This window comes from Flagellatimonas centrodinii (assembly GCF_016918765.2).
Classification (GTDB): Bacteria; Pseudomonadota; Gammaproteobacteria; order Nevskiales; family Nevskiaceae; genus Polycyclovorans; species Polycyclovorans centrodinii.
Map to the genome: position 1 here is coordinate 1,483,218 of NZ_CP092104.1, position 16,847 is coordinate 1,500,064.

Here is a 16,847-nt window from a genome sequence, read left to right on the forward strand (position 1 = left end):
GGGCTGCGGGTTGCAGCCCGATGACAGCGTCAGGGTGCGGGGTCCGGGGCCGGCAGCGCCTCTGTGGGGGTGTCGAGGGCGCCGGGCGTGAGGTGGTTGTCGCCGGCGGCCACTGCATAGGCGGTGGCGAAACTTTCGTCACCGCCGGGCTCGGTGACGGTCGAGACGTACCAGTACTCGCCAACGGTGCGCTCGGGGGTAATGTCGAGCAGCAGGTAGCCGCGGCGGGTGCCCTCGATGTATTTCATGTGCGGGTTGGCCAGGCGCAGCGCGTTGAGGATTTGCGGCAGCTGCGTCAGTCCGGGGACGACGTCGAGCCCCGGCGAGGTCACCGAGGTGGCCACGAACTCGACGCCGAGCGCGCCGACGCCGGTGAGCGGGTTGTACTGCAGCAGGTTGTCGGGGTCGGGCGTCAGGTCCATCACCCACGAGCTGTGGATGTCACCGGTGAGCACCACGGTGTTGTCGATGCCGGTGGTGGCCAGGTGGTCGAGGATGGCGCTGCGCTCTGCCTGGTAGCCGTCCCACTGGTCGCCATTGACGTAGAGGTCGGAGATGCCGTCGCCGCCGATGATCGGCAGCGGCAGCGCGTCCAGCACCGCCAGCGGCAGGTTGATGTCGGGCAGGGGTGTGGCCTTGAGCTGGCCGAACATCACCTGCTGACCGATCAGTTTCCAGGTGGCGGTGGAGTCGCTCAGCCCGCCGAGCAGCCAGTCGCGCTGGATCGGGCCGATCAGGCGGCGGTCGGGGTTGATGATCTCCGGACTGGTGATGGCGCTGACCTCGTCGTCGCGATCGTACAGGCGGGTATCGAGCATCCACAGGTCGACCAGATTGCCGAACTGGAAGCTGCGCCAGATGCGGTCCGGGTTACCGGGTTCGGGCAGGCGGATCGGCATCCATTCGTCATAGGCCTGCTGGCCCCAGGCCTTGCGCACCTGCCACACCCCTTCGACGCCCTCGGTGTGGTTGTTGGCGCTGTCGCGGCGCGAGTTGTCGGTGGTCTCGTGATCGTCCCAGACACAGATCCACGGATGCTGGCGGTGGGCTTCCTGCAGGTCGGGATCGGTCTTGTACTGGGCGTGGCGGGTGCGGTAGTCCGACAGCGTTAGAATCTCGCCGGGCGGTTCGCAGGGGCGCAGGTCACCGTACTCACCGTCGCCATATTCATAGATGTAGTCGCCGAGGTGCAGCACCACGTCGAGGTCGGCACGGCGGGCGACGAAGCGGTAGGCGTTGAAGAAGCCGAAGGGGAAGTTGGAGCAGCTCACCACCGCCATCCGCAGATGGCTGACGTCGCCGGAGGGTGCGGTGCGGGTGCGGCCGACCGGCGAGTCGAAGCCCAGTGCCGAGAATCGGTAGTAATAGGTGTGGCCGGGCTGCAGGCCGGTGGCATCAAGCTTCACCGTCCAGTCGCGCGCCGCGAGGGCGGTGGTGGCGAAGCTGCGCGGGTTGATCCGCAGCGCCGGGTCATCGGCGACGGTGACGGTCCCGGGGATGTCGCCGACGATGGTCGGCGGTGGCGTCACGCGGGTCCACAGGATCACCCGGTCGGTCAGCGGGTCGCCGGAGGCAATGCCGTGGAGGAAGGGATTGTCACCGCCGATCAGGCTCAGTCCCTGGCTGTTGCCGCAGCCCGGCAGGAACGGCATCGCCGCCGCCAGCGCGCTGGCGCCGGTGGCACGCTTGAGAAAGTCGCGGCGTGACCAGCCGCGACGCTTGATGCGAATTCGCCCCATCAGCCCCTCTCCCCGAACATTCCGAACTCACCAGCGTAGCGGCTGGTGACGACACTTTGATGGCAAAGCCCTCAGGGCGCCAGCGGCGGCGGGTTGTCCCGCGGCACCGTGGGACGGTTACGCGGCAGCCGCGTGACGTGACGGGCACCGCGGGCCGTGGCATAGCCCGTGGCGAAGGCCTCGCTGCCGCCGGGTTCGGCAATGGTCGACACGTACCAGTACTCGCCGACGGTTTCGGCCTCGGTGATGTCCAGCAGCAGATAGCCCTTGCGGGTGACCTCGACGTATTGCATGTGCGGGTTCAGCAGCCGCAACACGTTGGCCAGCTGTGGGGCGTTCTCCAGCTGATCGAAGCCGCTGGAGGTCACCGAGGTGGCGACGTACTCCACCCCCAGCGAACCGCTGCCGGTGAGCGCGTTGTACTGCAGCAGGTTCTCCGGGTCCGGTGTCAGGTCCATCACCCAGGAGCTGTGGATGTCACCGGTGAGCACCACGAAGTTGTCGATATTGCGGTCGGCCAGATGATTGAAGATGGCGGTGCGCTCGGCCTGGTAGCCGTCCCACTGGTCGGGGTTGGCGTAGAGGTCGGTCAGCCCCTCGCCGCTGGCGAACAGGGGAATCGGCAGGTCCGCCAGCGCCGCGACCGGAATGCCAAGGTCGGGCAGGGGTGTGGCCTTGAGCTGGCCGAACATCACCTGCTGGCCGACCACCTTCCAGGTGGCCTCGGTGGTCTCCAGTCCGCTCAGCAGCCAGTCGCGCTGCGCCGGGCCGATCAGGCGGCGATCGGGCGCGAAGTTGCCGGGGTCGCCGATACCGAGCTCGTCGTCCCGGTCGAACAAGCGGGTGTCGAGCATCCACAGGTCCAGCAACTGGCCGAAGCGGAAGTGACGCCAGATGCGGTTGGGGTTGCCCGGCTCCGGCAGGCGGATCGGCATCCACTCGTCATAGGCCTGCTGCGCCCAGGCCTTGCGGATCTGCCAGATGCCCTCGTCGCCCTCGGTATGATTACCGGCGCTGTCGCGCCGCGAATTGTTGGTGGACTCGTGATCGTCCCAGACGGTAATCCACGGATGCTGTCGGTGAGCCGCCATCAGGTCCGGGTCGGCCTTGTACTGCGCATGGCGCATGCGGTAGTCGGCCAGCGTGAGAATCTCGGCAGCCGGTTGGTGGGCGCGGCCGACGTTGCCCTGACCCCCACTCTCGTACAGGTAGTCACCTAGATGCAGCACCGCATCCAGGTCGGCGCGTTCGGCAATGAAGCGGTAGGCGTTGAAGAAGCCGGCCGGGTAGTTGGAACAGCTCACCACCGCCAGTCGCAAGCGGTCGGTGTTGGCGGGCGCCGTGCGGGTACGGCCGGTGATCGACTCGAAGCCGAGTGCCGAGAAGCGGAAGTAGTAGGTGTGTCCGGCGGCCAGCCCGGTGGCGTCGAGTTTCACCGTCCAGTCGCGGGCCGCCTCGGCCGTTACTGCCAGGGTGCGCGGGTTCACCGTCAGCGCCGGATCCTCGGCCAGCGTGACGGTGCCCGGAACATCGCCTTCCATTCCGGCCGGCGGGGTGATGCGAGTCCACAGGATCACCCGGTCGGTGAGCGGGTCGCCGGAGGCGACGCCGTGATTGAAGGGGGAGCCCCCCGAACCCGCGCCGTCACCGCAGCCGGCCAGCGGCAGCGCGGTAGCGGCGAGACCAGCGGCGCCGGCACGCCGCAGAAAGGTTCGGCGAGACCAGCCATGCCGGGTTTGACGATTTCGGCCCACGGAGGCCCCCAAAAGAGAGATGACGAAGCCGATTCTAGAGGTGATACTGCTGCAACATGATGGCAGCGTCAGATCTGCCATCGGGGCAACGACGTCTGCCCGCTTCCAACGTCATGAGGAGACTCCATGCCCCGTTCAGGCCGGCATCTCGATTTGGGCTGTGGCCTGAATCCGCGCAACCCGTATGGGTTTGACGATCTGCACGGGATCGATCTGGTGATGCCCGCCCAGCCGCCCGCCGCATTCCAGCTGCGCGTGGCCAATCTGGCCATGGCGCCGATCCCGTATCCGGCGGATCATTTCGATGCGGTCTCGGCCTTCGATTTTCTCGAACATGTGCCCCGGGTACTGGCGACGCCCGACGGCCAGGCCACCCGGTTCCCCTTTCTCGACCTGATGGGCGAAATCTGGCGGGTGCTGAAGCCGGGCGGCCAGTTCTATGCGCTGACGCCGGCCTACCCGAGCGCCGAGGCGTTCCAGGACCCCACCCACGTCAACATCATCACCGCGGAAACCCATACGTATTTCTGCGGCGCGGCACCGTATGCGACGCACTACGGCTTCCGTGGCCGGTTTGCCTGCCAGCGGGCCGGCTGGACTTACGCCAAGTACGCGGAGAGCGCCGAGTGGAACGGCCGCAAGCGATGGCGCAGCGCGCTTCGGCGTCTCAGCAGCGCGCCGCCTACCCATTTTCTGTGGGAGCTGTCGGCGGTCAAGCCGATCGCGTAGCGGGCGGCCGCAGCCAGCGCCACAAGGTGGTTCGGGACACCCCCAGGGCTGATGCCAGCGCCTGGCGGTCGCCCCCCATTGCGGCCAGACGGGCCTCCAGGTCGGCTATGCCGGGGCGGCGTGGTGCTGCCACTGCGGCCTCGCGTATGCGGTGGCCGGCCAGTTCGGGGGCCTGTTGCAGCAATGCCGCCCGGTCGACCCGCTCGCTGCCGCTGACGCGTAGACGCTCCAGCAGATTGCGCAGCTCGCGCACGTTGCCCGGCCAGGCGTATTGGCGCAGCAGGGTCGCCGCCGCGGCATCGAACTGGACGGCCGGCCCGGCCAGGTCGTGCTGCAGGTGGGCGATCAACGGCAGCAGGTCGTCCGGGCGGTCGCGCAAGGGCGGCAGTGCTAGTCGCAACACGTTGAGACGGTAGTAGAGATCGGTGCGCAGCCGGCCATTGGCGACGTCGGCTTCGACATCGCGGTGGGTGGCGGCGATGACGCGGATATCCACCGGCAGCGGACGGCTGCTGCCCACGCGCAGCACTTCGCGTTCTTCCAGCACGCGCAACAGGCGGGTTTGCAGCGCGGTCGGCATTTCGCCGATCTCGTCCAGCAGCAGGGTGCCCCCCTGGGCGGCCTCGATGAGGCCGGCGCGGCCACCGCGACGGGCGCCGGTAAAGGCACCTTCGTCGTGGCCGAACAGTTCGGCTTCGAGCAAGGTCTCGCTGAGCGCACCGCAGTTGACGGCAACGAACGGGCGCGCCGCGCGCGGGCTCAGGGCATGGACGGCGCGCGCCGCACGCTCCTTGCCGGTGCCGCTCTCGCCGAGGATCAGCAGGGTGGCGTCGCTGGCGGCCAGCCGCGGCAGCTGGGCCCGGACCGTCGCCGCCGCGGCGCTGTCGCCGATGAACGTCGGCCCCTCGTCGGTATCGCGGGGCCGACTCACGCGACGGCGGCTGGGAGCGGGGCGCTCGAGCAGGGTGCAAAGGTCCAGGGCCTGCTCGAAGGCAGCGCGCGCGGAGGCAGCGGAGTAGAGCAGGATGCCGGCCATGCCGGCCTGCTCGGCCAGTTCCGTGACCAGCCCGGTGCCGACCAGGGCGCCGACCCCCTGGGCGCGCAGTTCCGAAACATGCAGCCGGGCATCTTCGGCGGTGGTGAAGGCGCGCTGCGACACAGGAAGATCGAAGGCGCGGCAGAAGTCGGCGAAGGCGGGCATGTCGGCGGCGTGGGTGATGACGCCGATGTGGTCGGACACGGCGCGGGCGCGCGCCAGGGCCTGCATCAGGTCGAAGCCACTGGGGCGGATCAGCACGCTGGGCACCGGCAGGCGGCTGCGCAGGTAGGCGCCGTTGGAGCCGGCTGCGATCAATACATCGTAGGGCCGCTGGGCGTGCTGTCGCCGCAGGTGGCGCAGGGCCTCCTCGAAGCCCAGCGGCACCAGTTCGATTTCCGCGCGGTCGTCGAAGTCCGGGATCAAATCTCCGAGCAGGGCAGACAGGCGGGTCACCGCGACTACGGCAATGCGGGGGCGATGACCGGCGGTTCGTGTTTCACGTTCCATGTCGCATAATGAAACATGAAACTCCGAATATGAAACATCGGCGACGCCAGTGCCTCCCAAGTAACTGATTTTAAGAGCTATCGATCAGAGCAATGGCTTGGCACGAGACTTGGTATAACAGCGTCCCCCCAACTGGAAGAGCCTGATGACCACTCCCGCTTCCGCCGGCGCCCGGTTTCGCGCCGCCCTTGCCGAAGAGCAACCGCTGCAGGTGATCGGCGCCATCAATGCCAACCACGCCCTGCTGGCCAAACGGGCCGGCTTCAAGGCGATCTACCTCTCCGGCGGCGGTGTCGCGGCGGGTTCGCTGGGGCTGCCGGATCTCGGCATCAGCGGACTCGAAGATGTCCTGATCGACGTCCGCCGCATTTCGGATGTCTGCGATACCCCGCTGTTGGTGGATGTGGACACCGGCTTCGGCAGCTCGGCTTTCAATGTGGCGCGTACGGTGAAAAGCCTGATCAAGGCTGGCGCGGGGGCCATGCATATCGAAGATCAGGTGGGCGCCAAGCGTTGCGGCCATCGCCCCAACAAGGAGATCGTCAGCCAGGGCGAGATGGTGGACCGGGTGCGTGCGGCGGTGGATGCCCGCACCGACGACCAGTTCGTCATCATGGCCCGCACCGATGCGTTGGCGGTGGAAGGCCTGGAAAAAGCGGTGGAACGGGCGGTGGCCTGCGTCGAAGCGGGTGCCGACATGATCTTCCCCGAAGCCATCACCAGCCTGGAGATGTACCGCCAGTTTGCCGACGCGGTGAAGGTGCCGATTCTCGCCAACATCACCGAATTCGGTGCCACGCCGCTGTTCACCGTTGACGAGCTGCGGGATGCCGGTTGCGGCCTGGTGCTGTACCCGCTGAGCGCCTTCCGCGCCATGAACAAGGCGGCCGAGAACGTGTACAACGCGGTGCGCCGCGACGGGACACAGAAGAACGTGGTCGATACCATGCAGACCCGCATGGAGCTGTACGACGTGATCGGCTACCACGATTACGAGCAAAAGCTGGACGCGCTGTTCGCCCAGGCGAAGCAGAAATAAGACCCCGCAGGAGAGTACTGATGAGCGATACCCCCACCCCCGGTTTCAAGCCGAAGAAATCCGTTGCGTTGAGCGGCACCGCCGCCGGCAACACCGCCCTGTGCACTGTTGGTCGCACCGGCAACGACCTGCACTATCGTGGCTACGACATCCTCGATGTCGCCACTACCTGCGAGTTCGAAGAGATCGCCTATCTGCTGGTCCACGGCAAGCTGCCGACCCGTTCCGAGCTCAAGGGCTACAAGGCCAAGCTGAAGGCCCTGCGCGGTCTGCCCGCTGCGGTCAAGACGGCGCTGGAACAGCTGCCGCCGTCCGCGCACCCGATGGACGTGATGCGCACCGGCGTCTCGGTGTTGGGCTGTGTGCTGCCGGAAAAAGATGACCACAATCATCCGGGCGCCCGCGACATCGCTGACAAGCTGATGGCCTCGCTGGGGTCGATGCTGCTGTACTGGTATCACTACAGCCACAACGGCAACATCATCGACGTCGAGACGGATGACGATTCCATCGGCGGCCACTTCCTGCACCTGCTGCATCAGGAAAAGCCGCGGGATTCCTGGGTCAAGGCCATGCACACCTCGCTGGTGCTGTACGCCGAACACGAGTTCAACGCCTCGACTTTCACCTCGCGGGTGGTGGCCGGGACCGGCTCCGACATGTACTCCGCCATCTGTGGTGGCATCGGCGCCCTGCGTGGCCCCAAGCATGGCGGCGCCAACGAAGTGGCCTTCGAGATCCAGAAGCGCTACGACAACCCCGATGAGGCCGAGGCCGACATCAAGGCACGGGTGGAGAAGAAGGAAGTGGTCATCGGCTTCGGCCATCCGGTCTACACGGTCAGCGATCCGCGCAACAAGGTGATCAAGGAAGTCGCCCGCGAGCTGTCGAAGGAAGAGCAGAGCATGAAGATGTTCGACATCGCCGAGCGGCTGGAAACGGTGATGTGGGACATCAAGAAGATGTTCCCCAACCTCGACTGGTTCAGTGCCGTCAGCTACCACATGATGGGCGTCCCGACAGCCATGTTCACGCCGCTGTTCGTGATTGCGCGCACCGCAGGCTGGAGCGCGCATATCATCGAGCAGCGCATCGACGGCAAGATCATCCGCCCGTCGGCCAACTACACCGGGCCGGAGAACCTCAAGTTCGTGCCGATCGACCAGCGGACGTGAGGGCAGCGTCCTGAGTGCCGAGGGGTGAGTGCTGAGTAGCCGCAACGGCGCGCGCTTGCATTGCATCGCAGGTTACAGTGGGCTCCCAGCCATCAGGGCCGCATAGACGTGCCCGATCACGAGGAGACCGACAGCGCATGCCGCGCCAGCCACTCAAGCCCAGGACGGAGCCGCCGTACCGCATCAAGGACCTGGTCGAACAGACCGGGGTGTCACGCGAGGCCATCCGCTTTTACATCAACGAAGGCCTGTTGCCGCCGGCGGAGAAGAGTGCGCGCAACATGGCCTGGTACTCGCAGCAGCATCTCGACCTGCTGCGGCAGGTGAAGCGGCTGCAGCGTGACCATTTCCTGTCGCTGAAGGCGATCCGCATGGTGCTGGGCGGCGGGCGCGACCCCGACGACACCTTCTCGGCCAGCCAGATCGCTTCGCTGCAGCGGATCCGGCAGCGACTCAATGCCACCCAGGGGCGGTTGCCGATGTCGGCGCCGCCGGCGGAACTGGCGCGCGATTTCGGGTTGTCACGGCTGGAGCGCAAGGAACTGCGGGACCTCGGGGTGGCGGCATCGGGGGTCGCGACCATCAGCGATGTGGAGATCGTGCGGCTGTGGATCGCCCTGCGCGATGCCGGTATGGCGCTGGAGCGGGGTTTCAGCCCGCGGGACATCCATTTCGTGCTGGAGGCGGCCCGCCATGTGCTCGACCACGAGCTGGAGATCTTCCGGGACCGCATGAAGACACTGAGCACCGACGAGCTGATCGCCATCATCGACACCGCCATCCCGGCGGTGAGCAAGCTGTTCGTGACCATGCACGAACGGGCGGTCTACCAGTTCATTGACGACTATCTTGGCCGTTCCGCACAAGTGAATGGCCGCGGAAGTGATAGCGAAGCGCCTACAGACACGGGTAGGCTGGAGGTAGAACAATCCGGACATCCGGGGTCATAGCGGCAGGCCTGCCGTTGACCACCGGGCGCCAGTAGGTTGACGCATTCCTGATGCGCTTGGTTATACTGCGTAGATAGACAACGTACTTTAGTATGGGTCGGTTTCGATGCGGCCCTGCTGGGTCTGGCGTTCCTGAGGAGAGCCCCTAGATGCATGATTCGCGAGGCGCATTTGCGCAAGCCTTTGTCCGGCTGACCGAGCCGCTGATTTTCAGTCGGCGTTTTGTCACGCTCGGGTTCATGCTGGTGCTGACGGTCATCCTCGGCTGGCAGGCGACCCATCTGAAAATCGATGCCGGGTTCGAGAAGCAGATTCCGCTTCAGCATCCCTACATCCAGATCTACAAGCAGTATGAAAAGGAGTTCGGCGGCGCCAACACCACGCTGGTGGCGCTGAGTCAGAACGAGGGGGACATTTACACCCCGGAGTTCATGAAGACGCTACGGGCCCTCACCGATGCGGTGTACTTCACGCCGGGGATGGATCGCTCGCGGGTCAGCTCCATCTTCACTCCGGACGTGCGGTATCTGGAGGTGGTGGAAGGCGGCTTCCAGGGCGGCAACGTGGTGCCGGCGGACTTCACGCCGACCGACGCGATGCTGGCGCGGGTGCGTTCCAACGTCGAGAAAGCCGGCATCGTCGGCCGCCTGATCGCCAACGACCACAGCGGCGCCATGGTGTTCTCCGAACTGCTGGAGCGCGACCCGGTCACCGGCGAGAAGCTGGACTACATCGAGACCGCGCACCGGCTGGAGGACATCCGCCGCCGGTTCACCGAAGAAACCCGCTACCAGTACACCCTGAAGGAAGACCTGCCGCCGCTCAAGGCCGGTGATGTCGTTCACACTACCTACACCGACGAGCGGGGTGTGCTGTTCGACTTCCGCGATATCAGCATTGTGGTGCCCGATCCCGAGGGGCGTGACGAAACCCGCGAGATCTCCGGTTCGATGGTCGAGGTGGTGGAAGAGGCCAACCCCGACTACAACCCCAACATCGATATCCACATCATCGGCTTCACCAAGGCGGTCGGTGACATCGCCGACAGCGCCGTCGAGGTGTTCAGTTACTTCGGGCTGACCGTGTTCCTGGTGTGGATGCTGCTCGCCTGGTATTGCGGCTCGTTCAAGGTCGCGTTTCTGCCGACCGCCTGCGGCATTCTGGCGGTGGTCTGGGAACTGGGCATGCTGCATCTGTTCGGTTTCGGACTCGACCCGTTTGCCGTGCTCATGCCGTTCATCGTGCTGGCCATCAGTACCAGTCACGGCATTCAGATCACCAACTTCTGGCTTAACGAAACCGCCGACCATGGGCTCAATGCCTTCGATGCCGCTGTGGCCACCTACCGGCGGCTGGTGATCCCCGGCATCTCGGCGTTGGCGACCAATTTCGTCGGCTTCGGCACCATCTTCCTGATTCCCATCGACATCATCCGCGAGATGGCGGCCAACGCCATGTTCGGCCTGGTGGCGATCGTGCTCTGCAAGAAGGTGCTGCTGCCGTGTCTGCTGACCTTCGCCAACCTCAAGGACCCGGCCAAGTTCCGCGAGCATCAGCACGCGCGCGACGCCAAGCTGGCACCCGTGTGGCGTGGCCTGTCCAACATCACCCGCAAGCCGGTGGCGGCGGTGGTGTTGCTGGCCGGTGCTGCCCTGTGGGGTGCAGGCCAATGGGTGGCGCAGGACCTGAAGATCGGCGAGCTGCATGACGGTGTGCCCGAGCTGCGCCCCGATGCCCGTTACAACCTCGACTCCGCCAAGATCGTCAAAGACTTCGCGATTGGGGTCGACGTGCTCAAGGTGGTTGCTGAAGGCGAGGCCGATGGCTGCATCAACCACGGCATCGTGTCGCTGATGGACCGGTTCGCCTGGCGCATGGAGAACACCCCCGGCGTGCAGTCGACGCTGTCACTGCCGAAGCTGCAGAAACAGGTGTTCAGCAGTTATTCCGAGAGCAATCCGAAGTTCAATGCGCTGCCGCGCGAGAGTGGGGCATTGGTGGTGACGGTGCAGCCGTTCCCGAGCTCGACCGGCCTGCTCAACGAAGACTGCAGCGCGATGCCGGTCTTCATCTTCACCCAGGACCACAAGGCCGAGACCATCGACGTCATCATCGAGGCCATCAACGGCTTCCGCGATGAGCTGCCGGAAGATGCACCGGTCACCTTCCAGCTGGCCACCGGCAACGTCGGGGTGATGGCAGCGGTCAACGACGTCATCAAGGACACCGAGCACACCGTGCTGCTCTGGCTGTTCCTCGGCATCGGCGTCTGCGTGGCGTTGTCGTTCCGCAGTATTGCCGGCTTGATCTGCGTGCTGGTGCCACTGGCATTGGTCCACGTGGTCAGCTACGCGGTGATGGTGTATCTGCAGATCGGGGTCAAGTTCTCCAACATTGCGGTCGCCGCCTTCGCCGCCGGGATCGGGGTCGACTACGGCATCTACATCTACAGCGTGCTCGAAGAAAACGTGCTGCAGAAGCGGATGGCGCTGCGGGAGGCCTACGAAAACACCCTGCACCAGACCGGCAAGGCGGTGATCTTCACCGCGCTCACGCTGGGCGCCACCGTGTGCACCTGGCTGTTCTCCAACCTGCAGTTCCAGGTTGACATGGGCATTCTGCTGACGCTGATGTTCTTCGCCAACGCGGTCGCCGCCGCGGTGCTGCTGCCGGCCTTCGCCGCCTTCCTGCTGAAGGTGCCGAAGGACGACAGCGAATCCAAGACGGCAGCGACGGCGTAAGCTTTGAAAGGGGGTATGCCGGCAACGGCTGCCCCCGATAGTTGCGATTTTTCAGACGGGAGCCGGCACGACACAGCCAGGTTTCGGTCCCACAAGGAGGATACGTGTCATGAAACGATCAATGCTGAAGATGACCGCGGTTGCGGCCATGGTGATGGCGTCGAGTGCCACCTGGGCTGCGGTATCGGCCGAGGAGGCCGCCAAGCTGGGCAAGGAGCTGACCCCGGTCGGCGCCGAGCGTGCCGGCAACGCCGACGGCACCATCCCCGAATGGACCCCCGCCAAACAGCGTGGTGAGCTCAAGGGCATCTATCCCAACAACCCTGAGATTGACGGCGAATCGCCGATCTTCACCATCACCTCGAAGAACATGTCGGAGTACGCCGGCAAGCTCACCGAAGGTCACAAGGAACTGCTGACGCGCTTCCCGCAGACCTACAAGATGAACGTCTACAAGTCGCATCGCACGGTCAACTTCCCGCAGACCGTGCTCGACGAGACGATGAAGAATGCGACCCGGACCACTCTGGAAGGGGTCGACAACCCGCAGGGCGGCCAGATTGGCTTCCCCTTCCCGATTCCGAAATCGGGAGCCGAGCCGATCTGGAACCACCGCGTGAAGTGGCGTGGCGAAGATGTGCGTCGCTACAACAACCAGATGATCGTGCAGCAGGATGGCAACTTCTCGCTGACGAAGATCGTCGAAGACGTCACCTTCTTCTACGCCAACACCAAAGCGGAAAATCCGCCGGCGCTGAAGCCGGGCACCGACTTCCTGCGCTATCTGTCGGAAACCATCGCGCCGCCGCGCATTGCCGGGACCTACATCCTGGTGCATGAGAAGGCCGGTTTCGGGACCGACGGTCGTGCCGCCTGGTTGTATGCGCCGGCACTCAAGCGCATTCGCCGCGCACCGGCGGTGTGCTGCGACAACCCGTATGAAGGCACCGATGGTCATCAGTTCTACGACCAGGTCGACATGTACAACGGGGTGCTCGAGCGCTTTACCTGGAAGCTGGTGGGCAAGCGCGAAATGTACATTCCGTACAACTCCAATCGCATGGCCAGCCCGGAAACCAAGTACGACGATATCGCCGCGCCGAACCACGTCAATCCCGACCTGCCGCGCTATGAACTGCATCGCGTCTGGGTGGTCGAGGCTGAAAACAAGCCGGATCAGCGTCACACCTTCAAGACCCGTCGCTTCTACATCGACGAAGACAGCTGGAACGTGGTCGCCATCGACAACTACGACCAGCAGGGCAAGCTGATGCAGTTCCAGGAAGGGAACCTGGTGACCTACTACAACATCCTGGCCACCACCACCCAGCCGGAAGTGATCTACCACCTGAACTCGGGCCGCTACTTCGTGACCGCCATGGGCAACGAAGATCAGCCGTACGACAACACGGTGAGCTACCCCTCAAACTTCTTTGAAGCCAACACGATTCAGACCCGCGCTTCCAAGTAGTTTCGGTGACCCCTGGCCTCGCCTTCGGGCGAGTGCCAGGGGTCTCTTCTTGATCCCTTTTTCTTTCCAACGCGGGACATGATGCAGTCACTTTCCTTCATGACAGGCCGTCTGCGCGTCGTCCGCCTGTTGCTAGCAAGCGCACTGCTCGGTGCCAGTGGCGCCAGCCCGGCGCTCGAATTCAATATGGACGTTCTCGGTGAGAACGTGGGTGTTGTGCTCAACAACACCGTCACCTTCGGCGCTTCCTGGCGCCTGCAGGATCAGGCCAGTGACCTGATCAGCAAGGGAGCGATCAACCCGGAGCTATGCTCGGGTCAGTTCCAGACCTGTCAGGGTCTGTTTCGCAACCAGACGTTTCCGGCGGCGCGTCTCGCCGCCGCACCCGGCCAGGGGTCGATCAACTTCGACGATGGCAACCTGAACTATGACCGCGGCGACATCACCCAGATGCCGTTCAAGTACAGCCATGATTTTCGCTTCAAGTGGAAAAACTACGGCATCTTCGTTCGCGGTATCGGCATCTACGATCATCACAATTACGATGATTTCGAGACCTTCAGCCCCAACAAGATCACCTCGGCCAACGTCGGTCAGGTGGGGCGCACCGGTGATGCTGGCGTTTCCAACCGCTACTTCGACCAGGTATTCGGCCCTGGCGGTGTGGTGCGGGATATTCGCAACCGTGACGAAGCCAAAGAGATCGGCCTGCGGTACGACCTGCTGGATGCCAACTTCTTCGCCAACATTCCGCTTGATGACATCCGCACCCTGACCCTGCGGGTCGGGCGCCAGACGGTGAACTGGGGACAGAGCTCGGTGGCGGTGATCAACAGCGTCAATCAGGCGCAGCCGGTCAATACCAACTCGCTGTATCGTCTCGGCTTCGGCCTGCTCGAAGAGCTGTTCGTGCCGGTGAACATGGTGCGTGCCAGTACCGAAATCTTCGGCGGCATCACCATGGAGGCCTACTATCAGCTGGAGTGGCAGCCGATCGAGATTCCCACCGCCGGCAGCTTCATGTCGTTTGTCGATATCGGCACCGACAACCAGCGCGAGACCGTCAACCTCGCGTTCGGCCAGGCGCCGGATGACCCGGAGTTTCTCGGCAGCCCGCTGGACAACCCGCTGGCGCTGATCACCGGCACCTCGCTTACCGCCGAGCGGCTGCCGGATCGTGATGCCCGCGACTCCGGCCAGTACGGCGTGTCGTTCAAGTACTACGCCGACAACATCAACAACGGCACCGAGTTCGGCGCCTATTTCATGAACTACCACTCGAAGCTGCCGTATGTCAGCTTCTTCTCCACCGATGCCAGTTGCGCGCGTGCGGCCGGCAACGCCATGGGGATGGATGCACGCAATACGAGCGAGCTTTTCGCGGCTTGCCCGAATTTGCCGACCTCGCAGCTCGACTTGCTTGGTGGCCAGGTGCCGCTGCTGGCCGATATCGGATCGTTGGCGTTGCAGCGCCCAGGCGTGTTGAGCGAATTCGGCCTGATCGATGGCAACCTGCCGGGCCTGCTGAACCTGCTGCTGCCGCGGCCGGGTGAGCCAGTCTCCAGCGTGGTGCCGTTCGACAGCGCCAAGCTGCAGTTGGAATACCCCGAAGACCTGAAGATGTTCGGAGTCGACTTCACCACTACCTTCGGCGAGTACTCGTTCCAGGGGGAGCTGTCATACCGACCCAACGTGCCGCTGCAGGTGGCGTTGATCGACGTCGCCTTCTCGGCGTTCGGGCCGGTGTTGGGCAGTTGCCACAACGAAGAGGTGGGTTGTTTCGGCTCATCGGCCGGCCTCGGCTTCGATGAAACCGGCGACTTCGTGCTCTACGAGGGTAACGATTTCACCGATGCCGACGGCAATAACCCCTACGCCGACACCATCAACCTGGTGGTGGGCGCGGTGCCGGGCTCGGCACGCTCGTTCCCGAGCTTCCTCATTCCCTATCGCGGCGGTGCGGACGCCATCGGCAACAATGCGCCCAACAGCTACATCCAGGGCTGGATTCCGGGCAAGGTGGTGCAGTACAACCTCGGCGCCACGCGGGTGCTGGGCCCCAACGAAAACTGGATCGGCGCCGACCAGGTGATCCTGATCTACGAAGTTGCTGCCACCCACGTCACCAACATGCCGGACTTCGACGAGCTGCAGATCGAAGGGCCGCTGACCGCCTACACCCACGCCAGCGCCGGCGCTGACGGCAGTGGTGCCGATGGCTCCCGGCTGGCGTGCTCGACCAATCCCTCGTGCTCGATCGGTCCCGACGGTCTTCGCTTCAATCCCTATCAGACCCCCCGCAGTGCCTACGCCGATGCCTTCTCCTGGGGGTATCGCATCGTCGGTCGTATCGGCTACGAGTCGGTGCTGCCGGGGATCAGTATCCAGCCGCTGTTCATCTGGGCGCATGACATCAACGGCAACTCGCCCGGGCCGGCCGGCAATTTCGTCGAGGGACGCAAGGCGCTCAACCTGCTGCTGGAAACCCGCTACGGGCCCTCTTATGCGTTCACCGTTGCCTACAACACCTTCTTTGGTGGCGGCAGCAACAACCTGTATCGCGACCGTGACAATCTCGGTTTCTTCTTCAAGTACCAGTTCTGACGGCCGCCCCTGCGAGAGTTCACGATGATCACGAACCCGATGCTCAGATCCTTCCGCCTCCCCTTGCTGCCGGCCGTGATGGTCGGTCTGGCCCTGTCGCCGACGGCGTGGGCGCAGGACGACACCATCACACCGAAAGTCGCGGAGATCGCACCCCGATCAGCGCAGGCGCTGCTCACGGCCATTGCAGTGGCAGGCGATCATCTGGTGGCCGTGGGGTCGCGGGGTCATATCCTGGTGGCCGAGGACGGCAGCGAGCGCTGGAAGCAGGTCGAAGTGCCGGTCCGCAGTCTGCTTACCGAAGTGCAGTTCGCCAACGCCACCACCGGCTGGGCAGTCGGCCATGACGCCACCATCCTCAAGACCGAGGATGGCGGTCAGACCTGGGCACTGCAGAACTTCGATGCCACGCAGGAGCCGCTGCTGTCCCTGTATGCCGTTGATGCTCAGCACGTCTACGCCTTCGGCGCTTTCGGGCTGATGCTGGAAACGCACGACGGCGGCAGCACATGGGATGCCAAAACCTCCGAAGTGGCAGACGAGGGTGTCCACCTCAACTCGGTGACGGCACTGGCCGATGGCAGTCTGTTGCTGGCCGGCGAAATGGGCATGCTGGCGCTTTCGCAAGATCAGGGCGAGACCTGGCAGCGGTTGCCGTCGCCCTATGAGAGTTCGTTCTTCGCCGCCGCGCCACATGGCGAAAAAGGCGCAGTAGTGGCCGGGCTCCGCGGCAACCTGTATCTGACCGATGACGTACTGGGGGGGGAGTGGACGGAAGTGGCCACCGGCTCGGTGCAGTCAATCTTCAGCATCGTCCCCGAGGCCGATGGCAGCTTCGTACTGGTCGGCCTCAACGCCACCCTGCAGCGCCTCGGTGCCGACGGCAGTGTCACCCCGTTGTCGCCACAGCGGCTGAAAGCCGCCGCCGCCCAGGACATCGCGCTGCCCTACGTTGCCCTGCAGAACAATGGCGGCAACAACACCGAAGCCGGCGCCTATGCCGACGCGGTGGGCCTGGCCAACGGGGTGCTGGTGACCGTGGGTGACACCGGCATTCGTCGCTGGCAGTTGAACTGAAGCCGCGGGCTGCAGGCGTTTT

Annotated in this window: 11 protein-coding genes; 8 read left to right on the plus strand and 3 right to left on the minus strand. The window is 64.5% G+C overall.

The annotated features are described in order from the left end of the window. Positions 1–29: 29 nt before the first annotated feature. Together JN531_RS06955 and JN531_RS06960 are read right to left on the minus strand one after the other, a co-directional pair. Positions 30–1,739 carry an alkaline phosphatase D family protein gene (locus JN531_RS06955; RefSeq protein ID WP_228348137.1) on the minus strand — a complete coding sequence of 570 codons (1,710 nt, stop codon included), beginning with the start codon at positions 1,737–1,739 and terminating at the stop codon, positions 30–32. Positions 1,740–1,810: 71 nt separating this feature from the next. After that, the gene (locus JN531_RS06960; RefSeq protein ID WP_228348138.1) at positions 1,811–3,493 is read right to left on the minus strand and encodes an alkaline phosphatase D family protein; all 1,683 of its coding nucleotides are present in this window, start codon (positions 3,491–3,493) and stop codon (positions 1,811–1,813) included. Positions 3,494–3,619: 126 nt separating this feature from the next. On the opposite strand from JN531_RS06960, the gene JN531_RS06965 reads away from it, so the two are divergent. Further along, entirely contained in the window at positions 3,620–4,222 is a 603-nt protein-coding gene (locus JN531_RS06965) for a methyltransferase domain-containing protein (protein ID WP_228348139.1), read from the plus strand. Here the strand turns inward: JN531_RS06965 and prpR are convergent. Next, complete coding sequence (gene prpR / locus JN531_RS06970; protein WP_228348140.1) at positions 4,206–5,768, minus strand: propionate catabolism operon regulatory protein PrpR; 1,563 nt, start codon at positions 5,766–5,768, stop codon at positions 4,206–4,208. The two genes, JN531_RS06965 and prpR, sit on opposite strands and share 17 nt — an antisense overlap. Positions 5,769–5,913: 145 nt before the next feature. Here prpR and prpB point away from each other — a divergent pair, with 145 nt between their 5' ends. The 7 genes from prpB to JN531_RS07005 all read left to right on the plus strand — a co-directional run bounded on the left by prpB (position 5,914) and on the right by JN531_RS07005 (position 16,825). Beyond that, the gene (gene prpB / locus JN531_RS06975) at positions 5,914–6,807 is read left to right on the plus strand and encodes a methylisocitrate lyase (RefSeq protein ID WP_228348141.1); all 894 of its coding nucleotides are present in this window, start codon (positions 5,914–5,916) and stop codon (positions 6,805–6,807) included. Between the two features lie 20 nt (positions 6,808–6,827). Beyond that, a complete protein-coding gene (gene prpC, locus JN531_RS06980) occupies positions 6,828–7,982 on the plus strand; it encodes a bifunctional 2-methylcitrate synthase/citrate synthase (RefSeq protein ID WP_228348142.1) in 1,155 nt (384 codons plus the stop codon). Positions 7,983–8,119: 137 nt separating this feature from the next. Beyond that, a complete protein-coding gene (locus JN531_RS06985) occupies positions 8,120–8,932 on the plus strand; it encodes a MerR family transcriptional regulator (protein WP_228348143.1) in 813 nt (270 codons plus the stop codon). A 149-nt stretch (positions 8,933–9,081) separates the two neighbouring features. Beyond that, a complete protein-coding gene (locus JN531_RS06990) occupies positions 9,082–11,673 on the plus strand; it encodes an efflux RND transporter permease subunit (protein ID WP_228348144.1) in 2,592 nt (863 codons plus the stop codon). Between the two features lie 109 nt (positions 11,674–11,782). Continuing rightward, on the plus strand, positions 11,783–13,144 hold the full coding sequence (locus tag JN531_RS06995) for a DUF1329 domain-containing protein (RefSeq protein WP_228348145.1): 1,362 nt from the start codon (positions 11,783–11,785) through the stop codon (positions 13,142–13,144). 99 nt (positions 13,145–13,243) lie between these two features. Continuing rightward, the gene (locus tag JN531_RS07000) at positions 13,244–15,748 is read left to right on the plus strand and encodes a DUF1302 domain-containing protein (RefSeq protein WP_228348146.1); all 2,505 of its coding nucleotides are present in this window, start codon (positions 13,244–13,246) and stop codon (positions 15,746–15,748) included. A gap of 39 nt (positions 15,749–15,787) precedes the next feature. Next, positions 15,788–16,825, plus strand: coding sequence for a WD40/YVTN/BNR-like repeat-containing protein (locus JN531_RS07005; RefSeq protein WP_228348147.1), 1,038 nt, complete (start codon positions 15,788–15,790; stop codon positions 16,823–16,825). Positions 16,826–16,847 lie beyond the last annotated feature (22 nt).

Excerpts from the sequence above, each read along its gene's own strand:
- prpB (WP_228348141.1), top strand. The coding sequence starts at position 5,914 with ATGACCACTCCCGCTTCCGCCGGCGCCCGGTTTCGCGCCGCCCTTGCC.
- JN531_RS06985 (WP_228348143.1), top strand. The coding sequence starts at position 8,120 with ATGCCGCGCCAGCCACTCAAGCCCAGGACGGAGCCGCCGTACCGCATC.
- JN531_RS07000 (WP_228348146.1), top strand. The coding sequence starts at position 13,244 with ATGACAGGCCGTCTGCGCGTCGTCCGCCTGTTGCTAGCAAGCGCACTG.
- prpC (WP_228348142.1), top strand. The coding sequence starts at position 6,828 with ATGAGCGATACCCCCACCCCCGGTTTCAAGCCGAAGAAATCCGTTGCG.
- JN531_RS06995 (WP_228348145.1), top strand. The coding sequence starts at position 11,783 with ATGAAACGATCAATGCTGAAGATGACCGCGGTTGCGGCCATGGTGATG.
- JN531_RS07005 (WP_228348147.1), top strand. The coding sequence starts at position 15,788 with ATGCTCAGATCCTTCCGCCTCCCCTTGCTGCCGGCCGTGATGGTCGGT.
- prpR (WP_228348140.1), bottom strand. The coding sequence starts at position 5,768 with ATGGAACGTGAAACACGAACCGCCGGTCATCGCCCCCGCATTGCCGTA.
- JN531_RS06990 (WP_228348144.1), top strand. The coding sequence starts at position 9,082 with ATGCATGATTCGCGAGGCGCATTTGCGCAAGCCTTTGTCCGGCTGACC.
- JN531_RS06955 (WP_228348137.1), bottom strand. The coding sequence starts at position 1,739 with ATGGGGCGAATTCGCATCAAGCGTCGCGGCTGGTCACGCCGCGACTTT.
- JN531_RS06965 (WP_228348139.1), top strand. The coding sequence starts at position 3,620 with ATGCCCCGTTCAGGCCGGCATCTCGATTTGGGCTGTGGCCTGAATCCG.